Below are 24,624 nucleotides of genomic sequence, written 5' to 3' on the forward strand. Positions count from 1 at the left end.
ACTCGCAGCTTAATTATCATTACTTTCTTCGTCTTCATCTTCTTCTGGAGTTGGACGTGTTTCATGATATTCAAACTCTAAGATAACATTGATAATTTGATGATTATCCACTTCCGATATTACCCAACGATCATATTGTGTATCTACATAATCATTTGGTTGTAAGTTGGTATTATGTGCTTGTAACCAACCACCAATTGTATCTATATCTTCAGAATCCTCAAATTCAATACCAAATTGATCGTTTAAATCATCTAATAACACCCTACCGTTAATTTGGTATTTATTATCGCTTAGTCTGAGAACATCATTGACTTCATCATCGTCAAACTCATCACGAATTTCACCGACAATTTCTTCTAATATATCTTCCATGGTTAAAATACCTGCAGTACCACCATACTCATCAATAATTAAACTAATGTGAACATGTTCGCGCTGCATTCTGATAAGCGCATCACTGATTCTAGTAGTTTCGGAAATCATTGGCAAATCATGGATGTAGTTACTTGCTTTCATCGGTTTACCAGAAGCATACTCTGTTAAAAATTCTTTTACGTTAATAAACCCTTTTACATGGTCTTTATCGCCATCTTCTGTAATTGGATAACGTGTGAATTGATGTTCTTTAATTGTTTCTAATAATTCATCTACATTAAATGGCTCATTTAGTGTAACCATTTGTGTACGCGGTACCATGATATCCTTAGCATGTCTTTCATCAAAAGAAAAGATATTTTGCATATATGCTAATTCTGTTTGATTGATTTCTCCGCCATTATAACTATTATTTATTATAATTTTTATTTCTTCTTCTGACATAGCATCATTATTTGCATCAGGATCCACACCAAACATACGAATAATCATTCTTGCTGAACCATTCATTAACCAAATTAATGGCTTCATTATAAATCCGAAATAATATAGCGGTCTAGCATAAACTAGTGCCAATTTTTCGGTATATTGGATAGCAAGCGTTTTCGGTGCTAATTCACCCAAGACAACATGCAAATATGTCACAATGATAAACGCTACTATAAATGAAAAAGTTGTCGTTAGTGTTTCAGGTAAATGGATTAATTCAAATAATGGGTGTAGCAACTTGTTAAATGTTGGTTCACCTAACCAACCTAATCCTAAAGATGTCACGGTAATACCCAATTGACATGCTGATAAGTAATAGTCTAAGTTTTTAATCATCTTTTTAACAACACGTGCACTACCGTTGCCTTCTGTTGCAAGTTGTTCAATCCTAGTAGTACGCACTTTAACTAATGCGAATTCTGATCCTACGAAGACTGTAGTTAATGCTATTAAAAAAAAGAATATTACTAAATTTATTATGGTCACTGTTTCCAATTAGTTCCCTATTTCTAGGGATTCACCTCCAAATTTTGTGTCACAATAGGTGACTGCTTATAAAATATTATATAATTGTTAAAGTTTGTATTATATGCTAAATCCTTCCCATTGTAACACCTCCCTAAAAATACGCATTTCTTTTATTTTATCATAATAGTTGTTTCGAAAGTAATTTATACATATTAAAATTTATATTCACCTAATGTACCATTTAAACGCAAAATTACCTTCGCGTCAACTTTCTAAATTTTACATCATTTGTCCTAAATAATATTTATTTATTCTAAAATAATGATTACTTAAGAAATTGATGTATTTCACCATTTTTGATAGTTGTTTGAACTTCAATATCATCGTTCACGATGACAATATCTGCATCTTTACCCGCTTTTAAGCTACCTTTTTTATCGTCAATGTTTAAAGCAATTGCCTGATTCAAACTAGTGACACGCCATAGATTATCCAATGAATCACCTGTAAATTTAAGAAGATTATGCAAACCAGTATTCATTTTTAAAATACTTCCTGCTAATGCTCCTGAAACTAAACGTGCTTCTGAGTCTTTTACGATGACATTTTGGCCACCTAAATCATATTCTCCATCTGGCATGCCTTTTGCTCGCATAGCATCTGTAATTAAATAGAAATGTTCATTTCCTTTTTGTTTATATGCGATATTTACAGCAGCAGGATGTGAGTGAATCCCATCGACAATAACTTCAGTGTTCAATTTATCATTAACCCATGCCGCACCGAATAGTCCTGGTTCTCTATGTTCAAAAGGTGTACCAGCATTATATAAATGCGTTACGTGTTTGGCGCCGTTTTCCACCGCTTCATTGCTCTCATCAAATGTCGCAACTGTATGTCCAATTGAAAATATAATTTGATCTTTAAAAGCTGCCAATGTTTCTTTAGCGCCATCGACTTCAGGTGCAAATGTGATAACTTTGATGTGATTGTTCGCTATATTTTGGAAGTATTTTAATTTTTCCACTGAAGGCCGTTGGACATAACCAGGATTTTGCGCGCCTACTTTATGTTCAGAAATAAACGGACCTTCTAAATGGATACCCACAATTTCAGCTGTATTTAACGTATCTTGTTGTGTTTGATATGCAGCTATATTTTTGAGCGCATTTGTAATATTCTCATCTGATTGTGTCATTGTAGTTGCTAAATAACTCGTTGTACCTTCAGATAACAATGACTCTGACAAATGTTTTAAGCCCGTCATCGATGCATCCATTGCATCTTCCCCGTAACCACCATGCATATGAATATCAATAAAACCAGGTAGAATATGATGCCCTTGTGCATCTATCGTTTGTAAATCACCTTCATACTTTCCTACACCTAAACCAGCAATTTTACCAGATTTAATGATGATATAACCGCAATCAATGGTTTCAGTTTCAGTATATATTCGTCCATTTTCAATTACATATTCAACCATTTATATTACCTTCTTTTCAATTATTTTAGGTTAAAATTTTCTTGCATCACTTGTAATTTATTTTACCAAATTCAACGCTTATATTATATTCAAAAGCAAATAAAAAAAACCAGAAGTTTCACTCAATCATGAGTTTCTTCTGGCTTTTCTTTATGAATCTCTGTAATTTTAATCATTCATCGCTTCTGAATTTTGTATCTCTTCTTTAGTTAATTTTGGTTTTAACATACCATAAATAACTGCTGCTATGATAGCTCCAATAATGATTGCTATCAATGATTGCAATACGTGACTAAAGTCTGTTCCTAATATAACAATAATACCACCATGTGGTGCTTGAATGGATGATCCTAAACCTAATGCAATTGCACCTGCTACACCTGAACCCACCATCATAGACGGGATTACACGAATAGGGTCAGCTGCGGCAAATGGAATTGCTCCTTCAGTAATAAAGGATAGCCCCATCACATAGTTTGGAACAATAGAACCTTTTTGTTCTTTAGTGAATTTTTTACGGAACAGTAACATTGCTGTTGCAATAGCAATCGGTGGCACCATACCGCCAATCATCGCTGCTGTAATTGGTGCTGCATTACCTTCTGTCAATGCAGCTACAGCGAATACATAAGCTGCTTTATTAAATGGACCTCCCATATCAATAGCCATCATCGCACCAATAACAAGACCCAATAGCATAATGTTAGTACCTGATAAACTTTGTAATCCATTCAGCAATAAATTATTTAACCAAGATGCTGGAGGATTTAAAACATAAATCATCAGTAAACCTGTTATAGATACAGAGAATACTGGGAAAATTAAAGTTGGTTTTAAACCTTCTAGAGATTGTGGCATACCATTTGTTAATTTCTTGATGCCTAATGTTAAATAACCTGCTAAGAAACCTGCAAGTATGCCGCCGATAAAGCCTGAATCACCTGTACTAGCTAACAAACCACCAACTAAACCAGCTGCGAAACCTGGTTTATCCGCTATACTACGTGCTATATAACCAGCAAGTATAGGAATAATTAACATAAAGGCACTCTTGTTACCTATATTCCACAATTGTTCTGCGAATGCGTTGTAATCTGAATTTTTTGGATCAAACGAGTTTGCACCAAATAAGAACACGATAGCCATTAAAATACCACCAGCTATAACAAGTGGTAGCATATTAGAAACACCGTTCATCAAATGTTTATAAATTGTCTTGCCCACACCTTGTTTTTCATTACTTTCTGATTGTACTTTACTTGAATCAGCACTCGCTACAAACGGTTTACGAGAAGTATCTTGAGCAATATTAATTAATTCTTCTGGGCGTTTAATACCATCAGCTACCGGTACTTCAACAACATTCTTGCCATTAAAACGCGCTGTTTCAACATGTACATCTGCCGCTACAATAACACCAGTAGCACGTTCGATATCTTCATTCGTGAGATGATTTTTTATACCGCCAGATCCATTTGTTTCTACTTTTATTTTAACGCCCATTTTTTCAGCTTGTTTTTTCAAAGCATCTCGAGCCATATAAGTATGTGCTATACCCGTTGGACAAGCTGTAACTGCTAATATATAGGGTTCATTTGTGTCAGCTGGTGCAACAGAGCTTTCAGTATCTTCTTCTACTTCTTCTGTAGCTTCATCATCAGCTTTATCAATGATTTGTAACACAGATTGAGGAGACGTTGCATTTAGTAAATCTTCTCGTACTTTATCATCCATTAAAATACCTGATAGTTTTGCTAATGCATCTAAATGTGTTTGTGCGCCACCTTCTGGAGCCGCAATCATAAAGAACAAATGTGCCGGTTGCATATCTAAACTTTGATAATCTACGCCCGCTTTAGATTTACCAAAAGCGATGGCAGGCGTATCTACCGCTGCTACTTTAGCATGTGGTATCGCAATACCTTCTCCAATACCAGTCGTACTTTGCGCTTCACGGTTATAAATAGCTTCTTTAAAAACTGATACATCGTTTAATTTCTTTGCTTTATCCAGTTGATTCACTAATTCGTCTATGACACCATTCTTATCAGTTGATGAAAGATCCATAGCTATTGTCTCTTGAGTTAATAACTCTGTAATTCTCATCTCATTCACTCCCCTTTAGAGTCGTAATTGTCACTTGTTCTTTAATATCTTCAATTGCTTTGTATGAAGCTAAATCATCGTTAAAAGCAGTTGCTGTTCCCGCAGAAACTGCTTGTTTAAACGCGTTTTCAATCGTCAAACCTGTTTCAAGTCCAGCTATCATGCCTGCAACAGTGCTATCACCTGAACCAACTGTATTGACAACTTGACCAAGAGGTACTGACGCCTTCAAACTATGTTTATGATCAACATAAACTGCACCCTCGCCACCAAGTGACACAATCACAGATGATGCTCCTTGTTTCATAATTTCTTGTGCGTAATGGATAACATCTTCATCCGAATTGATTGCTGTATCAAACATAACTTCTAATTCATGTTTGTTCGGTTTAATAAATAGTGGATTGTATTTTAATACGGATTCCACTAAATCTTTTTCAGCATCTACGACTAATCGAGCTCCTGTTTGGTTTGTGATTTTTGCAATTTGCTCATACGCATCTTTAGGGACGCTTTTCGGTATACTTCCTGCCACGACTACTATATCTTTTTTTGAAGTTTGTTTAAGTTGTCTGAGTAGATTTTCAAATTGTGTTTGAGAAATATTTGGACCTGGTGCATTTATTTCTGTTTCATCACCAGTTTTTAGTTTTACATTAATCCGTGTATCTTCATCTATCTCTATAAAATCAGTTTGAATACCTGCTTTTTTTAAAGTATCATCTATAAATTGACCCGGAAATCCACCTGCAAATCCTAAGGCTGTTGAAGGTACGTTCAATGTTTGCAACACTCTTGAAACATTGATACCCTTACCTCCAGCAAATTTAAAAGTTTCTGTCGCTCTGTTTAATCCATTTAATTCAAAATCATCAGCAAACATGATGTAATCAATAGAGGGATTAAAAGTTACCGTATAAATCATCGTGTACCTCCAATAAATGTATAATGTTCAGTATATTTCTTAAATATGTCACTCTCTTTTACTTTTTTAGAAGTAACAATGCTAACTTGTGTTTCTACAGGCACATGTGCAAAATATACCTTGTCGTATTTATCATGATCAGCTAAAATATAAGCGTTTGTCCCTAAATGTATAGCGTATTTTTTAATAATCGCTTCTTGCTCATCAGGTGTAGTTAAACCATATTTTATGTCTATACCATTCATACCAAGGAATACCTTATCAAAACGATAGCTTTTCAACGTTTCAAGCGCGCTAGCACCTACTGTCGCATATGTTGTCGATTTGATTTCTCCACCTAAAATAAATGTTCGAATACCCTGTTTAATTAGCTCTTCGACATGAGTCAAACCACTCGTTACAACAACAATATTTTGTGCACTGATGTAAGGGATCATCTCAAGTGTAGTCGAGCCAGCATCTATAAAAACACATTCATTATCTTCTATTTCCAGCGCTGCTAACCGTGCGATTTCTTGCTTTTCTTTTAAATTTGTACCGCGTTTATCTGCTAAATTAGGTTCTAAGATAGATGAGTCGTTTAACATTGCGCCGCCATGCACTCTTTTCAATTTCCCAACTTTTTGTAATTTGGATAAATCTCGGCGAATTGTAGATGCACTACATCCTGTTCGATCTATCAATTCCTGTAACGTCAAAAAATCTTTTTTTGACAATTCAGTCAATATGAGTTCCTGCCGTTTTTCAGTAATCATCCCTCCACCTCATTTCATTTTCATTATAATGGTTACGCTTTCTTATTTCAATCATTTTTTGTCAAAAACAATCAAAAACAATCATATTAAGCCAATAAAATTTGTTATTCCTCCTTTTTCTCAATTATTTATGATTTTTATTTATGTATTAATAACCACATTTGAACATCTTGATAATACATCTCATTACGTTACAATAATCATGTAATATACAACCTTTTTTCATTACACTTATTTCTTACAAGGAGTGTGTCTTGAAGTTATGCAACCATCATCTATAGTAAAATGGGAAAAAAGAATCAGTATCGCAATGATCTTTGCTATTTTAATGATACTCAACATATATATAAGCGAAAAATTCAAAACTGACTTTGTATTTTTTCAAACGTTGATTATGTATATCCTTTTGTTTTTTCAAATGGGGGTTAACCTGTTACAATTTCTTAGTCAAACGACGAACAAATATATACAAATGACCATGATTTTACTCTATACATATGCTTATATTAGTAACTTTATCGTGTTGTTAATTTTACTTATATCTCCAATAGATTCTATGCTTGTTTTAACTATGGTTCTCACATTTTTTACATTGAGCGTTATGTTTTTAACAATCGTAGAACATCAATTTAAAAAACGCATAAAAAAAAGAGCGAAAAATTCGAATAAAATTTCAAATCATTAACGCTCGCGATTTCATAAAAGTATATGATTGCTTACTGCTCATTAAATAATCACGAAATGGTATCATGACCACTTCGTGATTTTAATTATCTTATTATATTGTTATTGATGAGTGACGTTCAACACTTTTGCATTAGTTATTTTAATCAAGTCATCAACTGTCATTTCAATCTGTACCCCACGTTCTCCGCCACTAATATAAAGAGAATCTATACAAGTTGCTTGCTGATCGACAATAGTTTGAAATTGTTTTTTCATTCCAATCGGTGAACAACCGCCCCTAATATAACCTGTTACGTTTTTAAGTTCATCTAAAGGCATTAATTGTAGTTTCTTTTCATTTATGGCGTTAGCTGCCGCTTTCATATCTAATGTATCACTTACTGGAATAATAAACACAAAATGATGGTGATGACTATTTTCTAAAACAAGTGTTTTATATACGTATTTATCTTCTATGCCAACTTTGTGTGCTACTTCAGTGCCGTCCATATGTTCATCCGAGATTTCATACGTATTGACATTGTATTTTATCTTTTGACGATCTAACATGCGCATAGCATTTGTTTTCTTTTGTTTCATTTCGATACCTCATATGATTAAAAATGTTTTATGCATATCAAAATAATTTTATCCCAAATCATCAATCTAGCTTGAGTTGTTTAATGAATTTCGTTAATGCTTCATTCATTTCTTGATCTTTTAAAGCGAATTCTATTGTAGTTTTTACAAAACCTAATTTTTCACCGACATCATAACGCTCACCTTCAAAGTCGTAGGCATAGACTTGACTTTCTTTATTCATTCTTTCAATAGCATCTGTCAGTTGAATCTCTCCACCGGCGCCTTTACCTTGGTTTGCTAAATATTCAAAGATATCAGGTGTTAACACATAACGCCCCATAATCGCTAAATTTGAAGGTGCCGTTCCTTGTTTCGGTTTTTCCACAAATTGATTCACTTCATATTGACGCCCACTTTTACCTAACGGATCAATGATGCCGTAACGATGTGTATCATTTTCATTTACTTCTTGGACACCGATTACAGATTTACCAGTTTCTTCATATGTATCTATCAATTGTTTAATGGCTGGTTGTGTTGACTCCACAATATCATCACCCAATAGTACCGCAAAAGGTTCATTGCCAATAAATTGACGTGCTGAATAAATCGCATGTCCTAACCCTTTTTGTTCTTTTTGTCTTACATAAAAAATATTAGCAAGTTCTGTAGAATAATTCACTTTTTCTAATAGATCCGTTTTTCCTTTTTCTTCTAAAATCATTTCTAATTCTTTTTGATTATCAAAATGATCTTCAATTGCTCGCTTGTGTTTACCGGTTACAATTATAATATCCTCAATACCAGCACGAGCTGCTTCCTCTACAATGTATTGAATCGTTGGCTTATCTAAAATCGGCAACATTTCTTTTGGCATAGCTTTTGTTGCCGGAAGAAATCTTGTACCTAATCCTGCTGCAGGTATAATTGCTTTTTTTATTTTTTTCAAAACATTCATCCTTTTCAATTTTTATTAATTAAATATTCATCAAAGTATAAATCAGTTTAAACTTAATATAATAATAACATCGATACATTTAACTTTATACTTTTTATGACAATAAAAAACATCCAACTTCAATAGAATCTAAAAGTTGAATGTTTTCATTTTCCTATTTTAGTGCAGGTTGACGTATGACATCACCCAGTTTATTCACAATAACTTTATATTCTTTTTTAGCGGTCGCATCATAAAATGTATAAAACATACCTTGCTTTGAAGCATGTACTTGCTTCAAGGTTGCATTGTTTCCTAGTGCATCTTTTGCATATTTTTGAGCTATTACTTCTGACTCATGTGGTGATATTCTCGGTTTGTCTTGGTCTTGGTGATTTTGCACTTTATAAGCATCATCAAATATCCTTGCTTTATTATTTTGATCTACAGTTACTCTATAATATGTTTCGGGATGTTGCTTATTCTTGAAAGTGAAAATATAGTAATATGTCCCCTCACATGTACTATCAATACCATAGTCATTATATTCATTTTCAGAATGGTTATCACTATCAACCATTTTTTGCGCTTTATTTAGCGCTTCTGAAAATTGAGGCAAATTGATTTCGCCAGCCTCTTTATCATTCAAATCATGTGTTGCTAATTTTGCTATAGGTTCGTGGTTTTTTGCATTATATGGCTTTTCTTTTGGCACGTCATGTCTTGTGTCATCCGGCACATTTGAATCAAAATCTGCTTTTTCTTCCCCTGCTTTGGATTGGGCAACATTATTTGTATCGGAATAACTCGATATTGTTTCATGTACTTTTGCAAGCACTTGTTGGTTCGTAACTAACACTAATAAAAATATGAAACAACATGTTAATAGGAAAGCCAATATTGATAATAGTAAATTCTTCAACTTTATCCCCTTAATCATCTCTCTTTAATAATAACAACATATTATCACAAATATTTAACAAAAAATTTATATAGACCACAATTTAAAACAATTGTAATTTCTGTAACATGAATATTATGTGTGCAACTTTATTTAACATTCGTGTCATATTTGAAATTCTAATGTACAAATTCTGACAATTCTTATATCACTTAATTCATTAACCATTACATCCTGTTACTTCATACATATTTAGCAATCTTGCTAATGAACGTATGTTTAAAAATTGCCATGTTTAATTTGCTTAATAAAAAAGTAAGAGACGAAATTAAAATGGTAGTTCTAATTTCATCTCTTACTCCTATAACATTAGCTAATTTGTCTTTTATAAAATAATTATTCATTTTCATTTTTACATGCCATTCATAAACATTTAGTAATAACCATAGCAAAATGGCTGCGTCTTTTATTAAATTTATGATTTTTTTAGACGATTTCTAATTGTTTTTTCAAAAAATATTACGATCATACCAATAAACATCACTAATATCGCCATATACAGTGGAAATTCAAAATTAATATCGTATAATGTACCCGCTACTAATGGGCCTATGAAATTCCCCATGCTGGTAAAAGTCGAATTTAACCCACCAGCAAATCCTTGACGATTTCCAGCTATATTAGAAAAATAATTGGTAATTGCTGGACGAATCATATCAAAACCAATAAATACTATAAAACTAATAATCATAATTGACCAGTAACTATGCATAAACGTCAATGCAAGTAAAATAATCGCTGAATAAAGTAATGCATACGTAATAAAAGTAAGCTCTTCAAAGTATTTCATAAACTTATCAAAGAAAAACACTTGGAATATCGCACCAAAAATACCGCCACCGGTAATTGCAAAGGAGATATCTATAGGTGAATAATGTGCTTTATCGGCTGTATATAAAGGGAATAATGTTTCGAACGCAGACAAACCAAATGCAAGCACTAGCGTTAAAATGACTGGAGTGAGGAACACTTTCCAATTTATTTTAGCCAATAATTCAGGTTGATATTGTGTAAAACCATCTTGCGTTTCATTTTTCGGATTCTTAATTAATGTAATAGATAATATAAGTGCCACGACACCACTTGTACCAGCCACATAGAACGGCAATCTATGCGATACTTCCGCCAGCAAACCTCCTAAACCAGGTCCTAAAATAAAGCCTGAATTAATGATCGCCGACATGTAACCAAAATTCTTTGCTTTATCTTTTCCTATAGAAATATCCGCAATCATCCCAGTAACACCAGGCATGACCATTCCAGCACTAAAACCACCTAATATTCTAGAAATGATTAGTAGAGAAAACGTGTGACTTGCGGCAAACAAGAATTCTGAAATTGCAAAAAGAGCAAGTCCAATACAAATAATTAATTTTTTACCTAATTTATCTGCAAGCGTACCACCAAATGGTGAAATAATCATTTGTGCGAGTGCAAAGACCGCAACAAGAATTCCTAAATCACTACCTTTTAAACCTAAATCTTTTAAATATACTGGTAGTACTGGTACAACTAGACCTATACCTAAAAAGACTAAAAAGATATTAAAATATAAAATATAAAATTGTTTATTCACGTTTCTCACTCCATTCTTTTATACACTTTTTTCATCATCTTGTTTTGTATCTTTAATTAAGAGGAATGCACAATATTAGAACATTCTATAACATTTTCCTACAGAAAAACAATAGAAAAACTTACATTTTCAAACACTATTATACATCTCATAAATAATTAATTGTATAATGATATTAAATGCATTAATTTGAATGGAGGTTTTCAAATGGTATATCAAGTAGATGGCAATACAATCGTATTAGTTTTAGAACAAGGTGAAGACATTGTTGAAGCTGTAACGGATCTTGCTCTTGAGCAAAATGGTAAATTTGGAACAGTCAGTGGTATCGGCGCTTGTGATAACGTAGAATTAAATTTCTATAATTTAGATACTAAAACCTATGAAAAAAAAGAAATTAAAGAACCTTTAGAATTAATTAGCCTTTTAGGTAATATTTCTCATATTGATGAAAAGCCATTTGCACATTTACATGCAACTTTTGGTACTAATCAATATGAAACATTAAGTGGTCATTTAACAAAAGCAGTTGTTTCAGCTACTGCAGAAATCGTCATTACAATGACAAACTTAGATATAAATCGTAAACACAATGCCGATATTGGCCTAAATCTATTAGATTTGTAATTCATTGGCGCCCACCCAACAAGGTTTTAACATTATTCGAATAATACTTTAACTGTATTTAACTTATAAAAATATATCAATTTAAATATGATTTTTTATAAGTAAGGATTAAAAACAGTAATCTATACTAATCAACCATCATGTATATTAATATCTCTGCCTAAAGGATAAACGTTAATTTCTATTGAAATTATATAGAAATTAACGTTTTTATACGTTTATGAAATTTTTGTAATATCGCCGACTACCATGCTCCATTTGTTTTTTGTATTAACATGTATCTTTTTTACAATTTTGAAACGTGTTGACGCTCAAGGATTGATTATGTAAATAACTATTGAATCGAACTATACTAATTGACAACTGGCAAAAGTCTTACACGATAATCCAAATTTTATGGATTATCCCTTATTTGAAAATAAATATTTATGTTTAACTTGTTTTTGTCTATAAAACGTTTTCATTCATTTTGACTAGTGTTTATAATTGAAATTTCTGTCTATAAATTGTATTATAAAAAATCACGTTCGTAATTTTACGTTTATGTTCCCTTGGCAATAAGCTTTTTAAGGGGATTTTTATTTGTTGTTTAAAATTAATACTTATTATCATGTACAAAACAATATCTAATACTTCATAGACAAGATTATATAAAAATTCCATTTCAGGTAAAGTTGTTTTTTAAACTTCAGCTATAGTTATACTCTATAAAAATAATTATATGAGCTTGTGTGCTTAACACAAATATAAATCCAAAAAGAAAGTAGGTGTAAGTATCGCCCCTCGTTACATTGCTAGAACAATATTTTTAATTTTAATGATCATATCAATTTTCTTTAATCAATTTTATCAATTTATGACGCTTAATCTCTTTCTAGCATATGTTCCATTCGAATTATGCTTACTATTAAATTTATTTAAACCGAAATATAAATATGAATGGCCATTATTTATCGTTTTTGTGCTTATATTTTTATGCATGGTGCCCAATACGCTATATATGGTTACGGATTTAATACATTTAAATCAATTTACTTTTAATTTTTATCAAGGTTTAATCATCGTTGAATGGGTGTATTTTACATTTTTAGTTGCTGGCGTCTTATTAGCTTTATATTTATTAATTTTGATGTTTGTAGAAATGGAAAACTTTACAACTCACCGTTGGTTAAATAGAACCATTATACTCATTATGATGTTTTTAAATGGCTTAGGTATTTATATTGGACGGTTCTTACGTTTGCATTCTGTTTATATTATCAATGAACCACTTCGAATTTATAGAGAAGTTATCAATCATTTAGATTTTGATGCTTTCCTATTTGTCATATTATTGGTATTACTTCAAATTTTAATTTATACATTTGCGAAAGGAGTACAACGTACAAAATGACTTTTAATATCTTAATTTTACTTATTGTACTCATCATATTTCAATTAATTATTGGACATTTACTTCATGACGTAGGATTTTCATACACAAAAAGCATCTTGCTTATGTGTTTACCATTAGGTATCGGTTTATTTTATTTACAATTATTTTATTATGAACGAAAATATCCTAATTGGTATGTTTCTATTAAAACAAAGATAAGATTAAAATATATGTATATTTTAACTTTTTTTGAATACGTTGCGGTATATATCTGTATTTTCAGAATGTAATCACAAACTAAAATAAATAATAAAAAACCCACAGTACACACTACTGTGGGTTTTATTTTTTAAAATATTAAATTATTTATTTTTAAGTGATTGTTTCACTTGTTGAACAGCATTTGCTGAAATTTGTAATTGCTTTAATTCTTCATCCGAAAGTGTAAGCTCTAAAATGCGTTCTATACCATTTCCGCCTAATATTGTAGGCACACCTAAGCAAATATCAGAAAAACCGTATTCATCTTCTAAATATGCGATGGCAGGTAATAAACGTTGTTGATCTTTCAAAATTGCTTCCAACATACTATATACTGCCGAAGCTGGCGCATAATAAGCAGAACCTGTACCTAGTAATTCCACTATTTCAGCACCACCTTTTCGAGTGCGTTCAATAATTTGGCTAATAGTAGTTTCATCTAATAATTTAGTCAATGGAACACCATTAACATTTGTAGCATTTACTAATGGAAGCATCGTATCTCCATGACCACCTAGAACTAACCCTTTAACATCTTTAATAGAGATACCTAAAGCTTCTGCTATAAATGTTTGATATCTTGCAGTATCTAATATACCTGACTGTCCAATAACACGTTTTTTAGAAAAACCTGATGCTTTCAAGACTGTATAAGTCATTGCATCAACTGGATTGGTAAGCACTACTATTTTACATTCTGGGGAGTATTTAACAATTTCTTTTGTAACTTCTTCCATTACTTGTTCATTTATTTTAACCAAATCGTCTCTGCTCATTCCAGGCTTACGTGGTACCCCTGCAGTAATTACAACAATATCTGAATTTTTTGTATCAGAATAATCTACTGATCCTGAAACATTTACATCGAATCCATAAATTGGACTACTTTGTAATATATCCAGTGCTTTACCTTTAACCTGTCCTTCATTTTTAGGTTGATCAATCAATACAACATCCGCTAATTCATGTTTAGCGATAATAAAAGCTAAGGTAGATCCTGTATTACCAGCACCTATAATAGAAATCTTTTGTTTTGTCATAATGTCATCCCCTTATAATGCTAGACAAATGAATTGTCTCAGTATTTTTTAGTCCCACTTCTCAATTTATTGAGTTAGTGGGACTAATGCATGAGCTTTAGCTCAGGTAATCCTTAAATCACTTCTCAATTTATTGAGTTAGTTCGTTTAACTATCATCACTTTCACTTATGTTTTCGTTGGCGTTTCAACCACTTCCAAATAATAAAAACAGCTAGAATAATAAGTACGATATAAATAATTTTAGAGTAAATATCCATATAGTTCACGATAACATGCCAATTGCTACCAACTGTTTGTCCTAAATAAATTAAAACGATATTCCAAATCAATGTACCAATTGTTGTAAATAATAAAAACAAAGGCATGTTCATACGTGTTAAACCGGCTGGAATTGAAATTAAACTTCTTAAAAGCGGTACAAATCGACAGAAAAATATCGTCCAATAACCGTATTGTTCAAACCATTGCAGTGTTTTATCTAAATCACTTCTTTTTACTCGTATGATTTTTCCATAACGATCTACAACTTTATATAAATTTCGCTCTCCTATCCAAGCACCAATGCCATAAAGGACAATCGCTCCAACAACAGATCCCACAGTTGATGTTAGTGTTACACCAATAAAATTCAAGTTAGAGTGTGTAGTCATAAAACCACCAAAGGTTAAGATGATTTCAGATGGTATAGGTGGAAAGATATTCTCGAAAAATATTAGAAAAGCAATTCCCCAATAACCATATTGTTCCATAAAGTGAGTGATCCATTGCTCCATGTATGCCCTCCTAATTATTTAAATCAAATAATATTGAACATTATAGTAAATTATTTGATTTAGTATATAAATACATCGTCATTCCAAATAGTGCTAATGATAATAAGGTTAAGATGATTGCTAATACCATAACGCGTTTATAATGTTTAATAAACGCAACAAACAATATCGCACCATTGTAAAAAAAGAACAGGCCAAATAATGTCATCATTAAATTAATATCAGGATATATTATGTTTAATAAAGCAATTACTATTGCAAAACCCAAAAAAGGAAAATTAATAAAATTGCGTTGAAATCTAAACTGATTTCTAAGGTATTGTTCACTTTGATTACTCATGTTCTACGCTCCTTCTAAATTAAAATCTAAGGAATATCATGACCTAAGGAAGCTGTATAAATATCAAACCACTCTTGGTCAGTTAACGTTATTGCCATACCTTGTAATGCTTCATCAATACGATTAATCTTTTGCGTGCCTAACACTGGCATGATTGAAGCTGGATGTTTCTTTAACCAAGACATAATAATTGCAGTTGTCGTAACATTATACTTTTGTGCCAATGGAGATATAATCGCAGTAATTCTTGCTGTTTTTTCATCTTCAAGATCAAACAGTTTTCCTCCAGCCAATGGACTCCATGACATTATTTTAACATCATCTTTGTACATATAGTTAATGGTTCCATCTTCAATTGCATCTAACGTATAAGGAGAAACTTCTAATTGATTTAAAGTAATATGTAATTTATCACAAACTAAACATTTACTTAATAAATCATACTGCGATTTGTTGAAATTTGATACTCCAAACGATTTGATTTTTCCTTCTTTAACTAAAGATTTAACAGCTTCTGTGATTTCATGTGGATCCATCAATGGTGATGGCCTATGAATCAGTAATGAATCTAGTTGTTCTACTTGTAATTGTTTGAGAGAACGTTCCACAGTTTCTGTGATATGTTTTTTACTATGATCGTATCGATGTCCATCTGCTGCCGCTAAATGGTCTGATGGCAATACGATGCCACATTTAGAAACAATTTCAAGATGTTCACGTAGATTAGGTGATAATTTAAGCGCTTCTCCAAAAATTCCTTCACAACTATAATCACCGTATATATCTGCGTGATCCATCGTAGTAATACCACGTTCAACTAGTTCATTAATATAGCGATTTAACTGTTGTGGTGTCCAATTCCAATCTCTTGCTCTCCAAAATCCTTGTATTACATTTGAAAAGGATACATGTTGGTTAATCTTCACTCTTTCCATAGTGAATCAAACCCCCTTCTTCATTACATTAATTTAAATTAGGTAAATTGTAGCATATCTAATTGATTTCGTAGTTTATTTACATCTAATTGCTCACCAATAATAACTATCGTCAAGGACACTTCTTTATCAATCGTTTGATAATCTGGCAACCCAAAAGCATATTGAAATTCATAAATATCTTCGGGTACATCTTTAAATTTCACATATCCCTTTAATCTTAGAACATTATCTGGTAACCGTAAAATAAATTGATAAAATAATTGTCTATTAATCGGTCCAGAAAAATGATAATGTATACGATTTATACCATGATGATGTACATGGGAATTTATTTTCATTTGATTTCCATTTGCAACCGCACTAATTTGATTCATATCCATATCTGCATATGTAGTAAAATATTTAGATGCTGTTGGATTAATTTTGTGAATTGCTTCATCAATATCATGTGCATGATTATCAATGAGGTCCATTTTGTTCATCACTATGTCATGACACACAGATAATTGTTCTTCCATCAATTGAATTGTATGGTTGGTATATTGAAAACGATTTAAGAAGCGAGGCCCATCCACCAATCCTATAACTGTAGGTTGGTCGACTTGTTCAATGATTTCAGGATCCTGACATGCCGCAATAATTTCAATTGGATGTGCTAAACCTGTCGCCTCAATTATTATATGGCGCATTGCACTTTTGCTTAGAAAATGTTTTAATTGTTTTATTAAATCTAGTTGCATATCACAACATATGCAACCATTTAATATTGACACAACCTCAATATCATTGCTAATAGCATAGCTATCTATATCTAAATTACCGTATTCATTTACGATTACGCCCGGATTTTCATTGCTTTTTTGTAAATATTTTATATATTTACTGAGGAAAGTTGTTTTACCACTTCCTAGAAATCCTGTAATAATCGTAATTTTGGTTTTCTGATTGTTAATATTTTTCATATACTCACTCATTTCATAAATAAAAATGTTTGCGTAAAACCTTAATTATTCTTATAATTAACCTTTCACTTGATAAAATGTTGACTTTCTTCTAAACTTTATACATACTTTATTTTAGCATGGCACAGTGTGAAAGTATGCTTGAGGAAGTGTAACACAACAATAGACGGATTCAAATCCGAAACAGAAAGAACAAAACGGATAGAATGTCTGGAGGAGAACTTTATGTCTGAACCACTTAATTTAAAGGATCAATTATGTTTCAGTTTGTATAATGCTCAAAGACAAGTAAATCGCTACTACTCTAACAATGTCTTTAAAAAATACAAATTAACATATCCACAGTTTTTAGTTTTAACAATCTTATGGGCTGATTCACCTGTTAACGTGAAAAAAGTCGTAACTGAATTAGCACTTGATACAGGTACTGTATCTCCATTACTAAAAAGAATGGAGCAAGTTGATTTAATTAAACGTGAACGTTCTGAAGTAGATCAACGTGAAGTGTTTATCCACTTAACAGATAAAAGTGAAGCAATTCGACCTGAATTGGATACAGCATGCCAAGATGTGGCAGTTGCATCTTCACTTAGCGCAGAAGAAAACAAAGAACTAAATCGATTACTTTCAAAAGTAATTAATGCCTTTACTGAAGAAAAAGCAAAATAATGCTAAATTTCTAATGTTAAAGTAAAACTATATGAAATTGATTAATTAAATATATTAATTTAAAGCTAGAGTCTGGGACAGCATTGAATTGTCCTAGACTCTTTCTTATTGTAAAGCCCCACTTCCCAACTTGTTGGGTTAGTGGGGCTTATGCATGAGCGACTGCTCAGGTAATCATTTTATACTTTTTTCAATGCTAGTCATTCTTACGAGGGTGGAACGAGGAATCTTTTAATAAAATTAGATTTCTATCCCACCCCTTTTTTAAATACTATTAATAAATCACTGAAGTAATTACACATTTCTGCACAAATACTTCAGTGATTCGTTCATTTGTAAGAGCTTCATATTAAATTTTTAACATTTTCCACTTACAAATCAAGTACTTATATTGCTATCTTTTATTAAAAAATCACGCTTGATTTAACATGACCATTTGATATAAATAGCCTTTGTTTGATAGTAACGATTGGTAATCTCCATATTCTATTATTTCCCCGTCAACCATAACCATGATTTTATCAAATTTGGGTAGTAATCGTAAATCATGTGTTGCAACGATTAATGTTTGAGATTGTTTGTGAATTTCATCCATCACAAGATTCGTATGATAAATATCTAACGCTGTAGTAGGTTCATCAAGCACCCAAATCGGAGCCTCTTTTAATAATAATCTAGCAATACCAATTCTTTGAATTTCACCACCAGATAGTGTATTACCTGAAAGTGTGATGTGTCTATCTAAATCAATGTGTGATAAACCTAGTGTATCAAAAACATCTTCGATTACTGCATCTTCTTGATCAGTGAATAAATTATCACGTACTGTACCATCAAATAATTGTTGTGACTGTAATAGAGCATTAATCGAACTGTATTTATCTAAATCTAAAATACTTGTAATATCTTGATTATTTATTAAAACCATACCATCTTCACTTTGATAGAGACCTAACATTAATTGTAATAAGGTACTCTTACCTGAACCAGAAGGACCAATAATTGCAACATGTTCACCTTCTTGCACACTCAGCTGTACTTTTTTTAAAGTGTAATTCGATTGATTCCAATATTTAAAATCAACATTTTGAACTTCTACTAATGGTTGATGTACAGCATTATCCAATGATAGTGGTTGATTGCCTTGTTGAATTGGGTGTGCAATAACTTCATTGATATTGTTTAAAGCTTCATCCGTATCCGCTTTATAATAAGCCACATTACTCATAGGAATTGCTTGTTCAAATAATGTTAACATCATCAAAACAATACTTGTTAAGTAAACAACATCTAGCTGTTGATTTTGCACTTGTGTGACACCCAAATATAAAGTTGCAAATAAAGCAATCATTGAAACCAGATTTAAGCTATATTCATACAACGATAAAAAGCGTTGTTCTTTTGCTTGTGCTTGTTCATACGCATTCAATTGTTCTAAAACCTGATGCTGATAATATTCTGTTTGGTCAAATCGTGCAAGTTCTTGATGCCCTTCTTTATAATCGTAAAATTGATTTAAAAATTGGTCTTGTATACGATTAACATCCCTTTTTAATAATTGTGCCTTTTTCGCGCTTAACCAAGGAATTAAAACCAATGTTATCAACATACTAATAAAGATGATAATTGCATGAACAAATGAGAAATAAAAAGTCACAACCATTGCAATCAACGCCGTTAAGCCAATGACTACTGGTGGATAATAAACTCTTAAATAAATATTTTGTAGTGCTTCCACACTACCAACCATACGGCCAAGTAAATCACTGGATTTAAATTTTCTATACACGTCTGGTACGACAGGTATAATATTTTTGAAAAATTGCACCCTCACATTTCTCAACATAGTAAATGTTGCTTTGTGAGATAATAATCGTTCGATATATCTTGCAACAGCACGTATAAATCCAAACATTTTAACAGAAACAATTAAAACCATTAAAGCAAATAATGGTGCACCTAAAGCACTTTGCGTTACCATATAACCACTTAAGAAAAACATGCTTAATGCAGTTAAACTGCCTAATATACCTACAATGATAGATAAAATTAAATCTTTATCTAACTTAAATTGAATATGTGGTCTCAACACAAGTCACCACCTTTATACGCATTTTGCTTGATTACTTTTATAGACTCAACAGAACCCTCATTAATCTTTATACGTCTATCTGCATTTTTTATGGTATTTTCTCTATGTGCGATGGTGATGATAGTCGTATTTTTAAACTTTTTGTTTATCACAGATTGAATGACATGTTCTGTTTGTACATCCAATCCCGTTGCAGGTTCATCAAATATCAATACATCAGGTTGTAATAATAACAAACGTGACAGTTCAATTCTTCGCATCTGTCCTCCAGAGAGCATCTCTCCACCTTCACCAATCCAAGTATCAATACCATTTTCTAAAGCATTGACAACCTGTTTTAAGTTAACATCGTCAAGCGCTTCTAAAATTTTATCTTCGTCAATTTTTTGGAATATGGTCATATTATCTCTAATAGATGCGTTAAAAATATATGGATGCTGACTTAAAAAACCAATTTTTAATTGTTGTTTATAGATCACAGAGCCATATTGCGGTTTAAAATGTTGTGCTATAACTTGGGCTAAAGTAGACTTTCCAGCCCCACTTTTTCCAATTAATGCAATATGTTCTCCATCATAAATACTAAGATTGATATCTTCCAAAGCATGATGTTGTGTGTCGTCATATTTATAATACACATGCTCAAGTTGTATTAATGGCTTTTGATAACTATTCGTTTGCACTTGTGATTTTACATATCGATCTTGTCGATCTAATAAATCGAAGACAACATCACTTGATCCTTCACTTTGCTTTCCAGTATGAAAAGATTGACCTAAATCTTTAATAGCATTATAAAATTCAGGGGCTAATATGATTGCTATAGCTGCCGTTTTAAAATCTATACTATCAAACAATATCAATCCTAGACCCGCTTCTAAAGCAACAAGGCCAATACCTAGCATACTGATAAACTCCAACATCAATCCCGATAAAAAGGCGCTTCTTAAAATACGCATCGTTAAATTTCGAAATGTTGTACTTTCTTCATATAAAGACTGTTCTGTAGCCTCAGTTTTATTAAATAATTTGAGCGTAATCAGCCCTTTTATTTTGTTTAAAAACTGCTGACTAAATTGATTTAAATAGGTCATTTTATCTTTTGACTCATCACGTGTTTTCAACCCAAAAATGATATAAAACATTGGTATAAATGGTGCAGTTACAATCATAATTAAAGCAGTGTTCAAATGTATGAAGCACATTGCAATTATGATAAATAGCGGTATCATCATTGACTTAAAAACCTGAGGAAAGTAACTATTAAAAAATGGTACTATGCCATCTATATTTTCAGTTAGTGTATTTATTTGAACACCAATGGGTTCTGACGATTTATTCAAAATCAATTGACGTCGTAAGTCATATTTAACGCGAGCAGACATACGATTACCTATCATTTGATTTATTGTATTAAATGTCGCTCTTGCTAATAAAATAATTAATGTCACTAGTAGTAAAATTAACAAATCTTGATGTGTATTGCGTAACATTGCATTTAAAATTTCTGCTATAGCAACGTTCTGAATGACTACAGTAATCGCTAATACTGTACTGATTACAAACATTAATATTGGATAAATTTTATACTTCATCGCTAAACTTGTTAATCTTTTCACAAATATCACCTGGTTCATATTATATATGGATTGTATTAAAATGAAATGAATTGGCTCAAAAATTAATACATTTTTATTTACTTAATTCATATTTTTGCCATAATTATAATTAAACGATTGAATTATTAAATTTTAAACATAAACAGTAAACTTTTCATCATTATAAACTTATTAAATTATAAATAAAGTTTCCCAAAAAATATTTTGCCGTTCTAATGGAAATTTATAATGATGTACTTTTCGCCTCCATTAACTGAAGTAAGTACCTTTTTCCTCAGTCTTTAGTCCAAAATCTTATTTATCTATGGCACTTTATAATTTTAATGTGCTATTATTATAAAATGAAAATGAATAAACTATAATCCATATTATGAAAGTAGGTTAATTATGATATTGCTTGAATTGATAAAAGGAATCATTCTAGGAATTGTCGAAGGATTAACTGAGTTTGCACCTGTATCTTCTACTGGTCATATGATTCTTGTAGATGATATGTGGTTAAAATCAACTCAATTTTTAGGCTCTGAATCTGCATTCACCTTTAAAATTGTGATTCAGCTCGGTTCTGTGTTCGCAGGAGCCTGGGTATTCCGTGAACGTTATTTTGAAATGTTACATATAGGTAAATATAGATCTGAGCCCATCGATGGTATCGGTCAAAAACCAAAACGCTTAAACTTACTCCACATCATTGTGGGTATGATTCCAGCCGGTATCCTTGGTTTAATGTTTGACGATGTTATTGAAAAATATTTATTTAGTGTCCCAACAGTCATGATTGGATTATTTATCGGGGCAATATATATGATTATTGCAGATATATACAGTAAAAAAGTTACGAATCCACAAACAGTAGATCAAATTAATTATTTCCAAGCTTTTGTAATTGGTTTATCTCAAGCTATCGCTATGTGGCCTGGTTTCAGTAGATCTGGTTCTACAATTTCAACAGGTGTACTTATGAAAATGAACCATAAATCTGCTTCTGACTTCACATTTATTATGGCAGTTCCTGTGATGTTAGCAGCAAGTGGTTTATCACTAGTAAAAAACTTTGAATATATTCATTTAAACCACATTGGTTTTTACTTCCTAGGGTTTATCACAGCATTTATCGTTGGTTTAATTGCCATTAAAACATTCTTATTCTTAATTAGTAAAATAAAATTGATTCCATTTGCCATTTATAGAATTGTGTTAGTTATTATAATCGCAATCCTTTACTTCGGCTTTGGTATAGGCCAGGGAATCAGTGGACAGTAAAATGGTTAGAGGCTGAGACAAATAATTTGTCCAGCCTCTTCTTAAATTTCATTTCTAAAATTACAGCAATAAATCCATGAAAGAACGTGTATTTACCGTTTATTATGATGTATTATGGGGTAATAAGTAGATAGTATAAAATTATTGGAGGCAACGAGTATGGACAAAAAGCAATTAATTAAAACAATCATCACAGTAGCGCCTGTGTTTTTAGTACCGTTAATCGTTGAACGTAAACGTATTAAAGATCATCCAGATGTTAAAAAAGCCAGTGATGCAACTGCTAAAGCTTCAAAAACCGTAGCAAACAAATCTGTTCAAATTAAAGATACAGTAGTAGATAAATCTTCAAACGCAAAAGATTATGTTATTGATAAAAAACATAATATAGATCAAAAACGCGAACTAAAACGTATTGCTAAAGAGCACGATCCTGCTTATATTGAGAAAAAAGGCGAAAAACTTGAAAAAGAAAATCGTAAAGAAGCAGAGAAAATGAATAAGAAATTACAGAAAAATATAGACAAACGCCACAATGAAGAAGATAAGAAACGTCAAGAAAATGAAAAACAACGTATTCAATCTATGAAAAAATCTAACAAACACATGGAAAAAGTTGGCATGACTCCAGGAAAACTAGACAAAGAAACAGAACAAAAAGGCGAAAAACTTGAAAAAGAAAATCGCAAAGAAATAAATAAATTCAATAAGAAATTACAAAAAAATATAGATAAACGTCATAAAGAAGAAGACAAAGCTCGCGATAAAAATAAAAAAGATCGTTTAGCGGAATTCAAAAAGTACAAAAATTATGTTGCTAAAAGCATTGTTAAACAAAACAATGAAGAAAAAGGTAAATAATTATTATGACTCAAGTCATCATTGATGGAGATGCTTGTCCTGTTACCAATTCTGTTGTTGAATTGACGAAAGGGACAAGCATCTTTGTTACCGTCGTTCGAAGCTTTAGTCATTTTTCTTCAAAAGTACAACCTGATCACGTCAATATCATTTATGTTGATGACGGCCCAGATGCGGTCGATTATAAAATAGTTAAAATCACTCAATCAGAAGATATTGTAATAACACAAGATTATGGACTTGCGAGTTTATTATTAAATAAAGCTAAAGTTGTTATGCACCATAAAGGGTTTGTGTTCAATCAAAATAATATCAACACCTTGTTAGAACAACGACATGCTAGTGCACAATTCCGAAAAAGTAGCGGGCGTACTAAAGGTCCTTCTGCTTTTACAGCAGATGACATTGCGATATTTGAACAAAATTTTTTGTCTATAATTAATGATTTGTCATTATTTACGGAGGAATAGAGT

The 24,624-nt window shown here is 31.8% G+C and carries 23 protein-coding genes; 7 read left to right on the forward strand and 16 right to left on the reverse strand.

Features of this window, described 5'->3' with window-relative positions; genetic code table 11:
• Positions 1-9: 9 nt before the first annotated feature.
• The 9 genes from KA856_RS11230 to norA form a co-directional block, all read right to left on the reverse strand.
• Positions 10-1,362, reverse strand: a complete 1,353-nt coding sequence (locus KA856_RS11230; protein WP_210138690.1) for a hemolysin family protein — start codon at positions 1,360-1,362, stop codon at positions 10-12.
• Positions 1,363-1,660: 298 nt separating this feature from the next.
• Positions 1,661-2,821, reverse strand: a complete 1,161-nt coding sequence (nagA, locus tag KA856_RS11235) for an N-acetylglucosamine-6-phosphate deacetylase (protein WP_107384461.1) — start codon at positions 2,819-2,821, stop codon at positions 1,661-1,663.
• A 168-nt stretch (positions 2,822-2,989) separates the two neighbouring features.
• Positions 2,990-4,927, reverse strand: coding sequence for a PTS fructose transporter subunit IIABC (locus KA856_RS11240; protein ID WP_210138691.1), 1,938 nt, complete (start codon positions 4,925-4,927; stop codon positions 2,990-2,992).
• Position 4,928: 1 nt separating this feature from the next.
• Positions 4,929-5,852: a 1-phosphofructokinase gene (gene pfkB / locus KA856_RS11245; RefSeq protein ID WP_107521396.1), complete on the reverse strand. Its 924-nt coding sequence runs from the start codon at positions 5,850-5,852 to the stop codon at positions 4,929-4,931.
• Complete coding sequence (locus KA856_RS11250; RefSeq protein WP_107384464.1) at positions 5,849-6,607, reverse strand: DeoR/GlpR family DNA-binding transcription regulator; 759 nt, start codon at positions 6,605-6,607, stop codon at positions 5,849-5,851. Before KA856_RS11250 ends, pfkB begins: the two co-directional genes overlap by 4 nt.
• Positions 6,608-7,393: 786 nt before the next feature.
• Positions 7,394-7,873 carry a Cys-tRNA(Pro) deacylase gene (gene ybaK, locus KA856_RS11255; RefSeq protein WP_210138692.1) on the reverse strand — a complete coding sequence of 160 codons (480 nt, stop codon included), beginning with the start codon at positions 7,871-7,873 and terminating at the stop codon, positions 7,394-7,396.
• A gap of 61 nt (positions 7,874-7,934) precedes the next feature.
• Entirely contained in the window at positions 7,935-8,804 is an 870-nt protein-coding gene (gene galU / locus KA856_RS11260) for a UTP--glucose-1-phosphate uridylyltransferase GalU (RefSeq protein ID WP_107384467.1), read from the reverse strand.
• Positions 8,805-8,967: 163 nt separating this feature from the next.
• Positions 8,968-9,714 (reverse strand): hypothetical protein, encoded by a 747-nt coding sequence (locus tag KA856_RS11265; protein ID WP_107386259.1) that lies wholly within the window; start codon positions 9,712-9,714, stop codon positions 8,968-8,970.
• 454 nt (positions 9,715-10,168) lie between these two features.
• Complete coding sequence (norA, locus tag KA856_RS11270) at positions 10,169-11,329, reverse strand: multidrug efflux MFS transporter NorA (RefSeq protein ID WP_107384469.1); 1,161 nt, start codon at positions 11,327-11,329, stop codon at positions 10,169-10,171.
• 207 nt (positions 11,330-11,536) lie between these two features.
• Here norA and KA856_RS11275 point away from each other — a divergent pair, with 207 nt between their 5' ends.
• The 3 genes from KA856_RS11275 (at position 11,537) to KA856_RS13935 (ending at position 13,621) form a co-directional block, all read left to right on the forward strand.
• Positions 11,537-11,956 (forward strand): PPC domain-containing DNA-binding protein, encoded by a 420-nt coding sequence (locus tag KA856_RS11275; RefSeq protein ID WP_210138693.1) that lies wholly within the window; start codon positions 11,537-11,539, stop codon positions 11,954-11,956.
• An 817-nt stretch (positions 11,957-12,773) separates the two neighbouring features.
• Positions 12,774-13,349: a DUF1361 domain-containing protein gene (locus KA856_RS11280; protein ID WP_046467659.1), complete on the forward strand. Its 576-nt coding sequence runs from the start codon at positions 12,774-12,776 to the stop codon at positions 13,347-13,349.
• Entirely contained in the window at positions 13,346-13,621 is a 276-nt protein-coding gene (locus tag KA856_RS13935; RefSeq protein ID WP_245336575.1) for a hypothetical protein, read from the forward strand. The genes KA856_RS11280 and KA856_RS13935 overlap by 4 nt, the downstream gene beginning before the upstream one ends.
• A 72-nt stretch (positions 13,622-13,693) precedes the next feature.
• Here KA856_RS13935 and mdh read toward each other — a convergent pair whose 3' ends face one another.
• The 5 genes from mdh to KA856_RS11305 form a co-directional block, all read right to left on the reverse strand.
• Positions 13,694-14,632, reverse strand: coding sequence for a malate dehydrogenase (gene mdh, locus KA856_RS11285; protein ID WP_107384447.1), 939 nt, complete (start codon positions 14,630-14,632; stop codon positions 13,694-13,696).
• A gap of 163 nt (positions 14,633-14,795) precedes the next feature.
• A complete protein-coding gene (locus tag KA856_RS11290) occupies positions 14,796-15,407 on the reverse strand; it encodes a DedA family protein (RefSeq protein ID WP_210138694.1) in 612 nt (203 codons plus the stop codon).
• A 40-nt stretch (positions 15,408-15,447) separates the two neighbouring features.
• A complete protein-coding gene (locus KA856_RS11295; RefSeq protein ID WP_210138695.1) occupies positions 15,448-15,747 on the reverse strand; it encodes a hypothetical protein in 300 nt (99 codons plus the stop codon).
• 26 nt (positions 15,748-15,773) lie between these two features.
• Positions 15,774-16,682, reverse strand: coding sequence for an aldo/keto reductase (locus KA856_RS11300; RefSeq protein WP_210138696.1), 909 nt, complete (start codon positions 16,680-16,682; stop codon positions 15,774-15,776).
• 38 nt (positions 16,683-16,720) lie between these two features.
• Positions 16,721-17,647, reverse strand: a complete 927-nt coding sequence (locus KA856_RS11305) for a CobW family GTP-binding protein (protein ID WP_210138697.1) — start codon at positions 17,645-17,647, stop codon at positions 16,721-16,723.
• A 225-nt stretch (positions 17,648-17,872) separates the two neighbouring features.
• Between KA856_RS11305 and mgrA the strand changes: the two genes are divergently transcribed.
• Positions 17,873-18,316 carry a global transcriptional regulator MgrA gene (mgrA, locus tag KA856_RS11310; RefSeq protein ID WP_046207364.1) on the forward strand — a complete coding sequence of 148 codons (444 nt, stop codon included), beginning with the start codon at positions 17,873-17,875 and terminating at the stop codon, positions 18,314-18,316.
• A 412-nt stretch (positions 18,317-18,728) separates the two neighbouring features.
• Here mgrA and cydC read toward each other — a convergent pair whose 3' ends face one another.
• Together cydC and KA856_RS11320 are read right to left on the reverse strand one after the other, a co-directional pair.
• Positions 18,729-20,405, reverse strand: coding sequence for a thiol reductant ABC exporter subunit CydC (cydC, locus tag KA856_RS11315; RefSeq protein ID WP_210138745.1), 1,677 nt, complete (start codon positions 20,403-20,405; stop codon positions 18,729-18,731).
• Positions 20,402-22,027: an ABC transporter ATP-binding protein/permease gene (locus KA856_RS11320; RefSeq protein WP_210138698.1), complete on the reverse strand. Its 1,626-nt coding sequence runs from the start codon at positions 22,025-22,027 to the stop codon at positions 20,402-20,404. Before KA856_RS11320 ends, cydC begins: the two co-directional genes overlap by 4 nt.
• 387 nt (positions 22,028-22,414) lie before the next feature.
• On the opposite strand from KA856_RS11320, the gene KA856_RS11325 reads away from it, so the two are divergent.
• From KA856_RS11325 to KA856_RS11335, 3 genes are all read left to right on the forward strand, one after another.
• Positions 22,415-23,290: an undecaprenyl-diphosphate phosphatase gene (locus tag KA856_RS11325; protein WP_107360223.1), complete on the forward strand. Its 876-nt coding sequence runs from the start codon at positions 22,415-22,417 to the stop codon at positions 23,288-23,290.
• A gap of 159 nt (positions 23,291-23,449) precedes the next feature.
• On the forward strand, positions 23,450-24,151 hold the full coding sequence (locus tag KA856_RS11330; protein WP_107386406.1) for a hypothetical protein: 702 nt from the start codon (positions 23,450-23,452) through the stop codon (positions 24,149-24,151).
• 5 nt (positions 24,152-24,156) lie between these two features.
• The gene (locus KA856_RS11335) at positions 24,157-24,621 is read left to right on the forward strand and encodes a YaiI/YqxD family protein (protein ID WP_210138699.1); all 465 of its coding nucleotides are present in this window, start codon (positions 24,157-24,159) and stop codon (positions 24,619-24,621) included.
• Positions 24,622-24,624 lie beyond the last annotated feature (3 nt).

This window comes from Staphylococcus sp. GDB9P120P (genome assembly GCF_017893435.1).
GTDB classification, from domain to species: Bacteria; Bacillota; Bacilli; order Staphylococcales; family Staphylococcaceae; genus Staphylococcus; species Staphylococcus cohnii.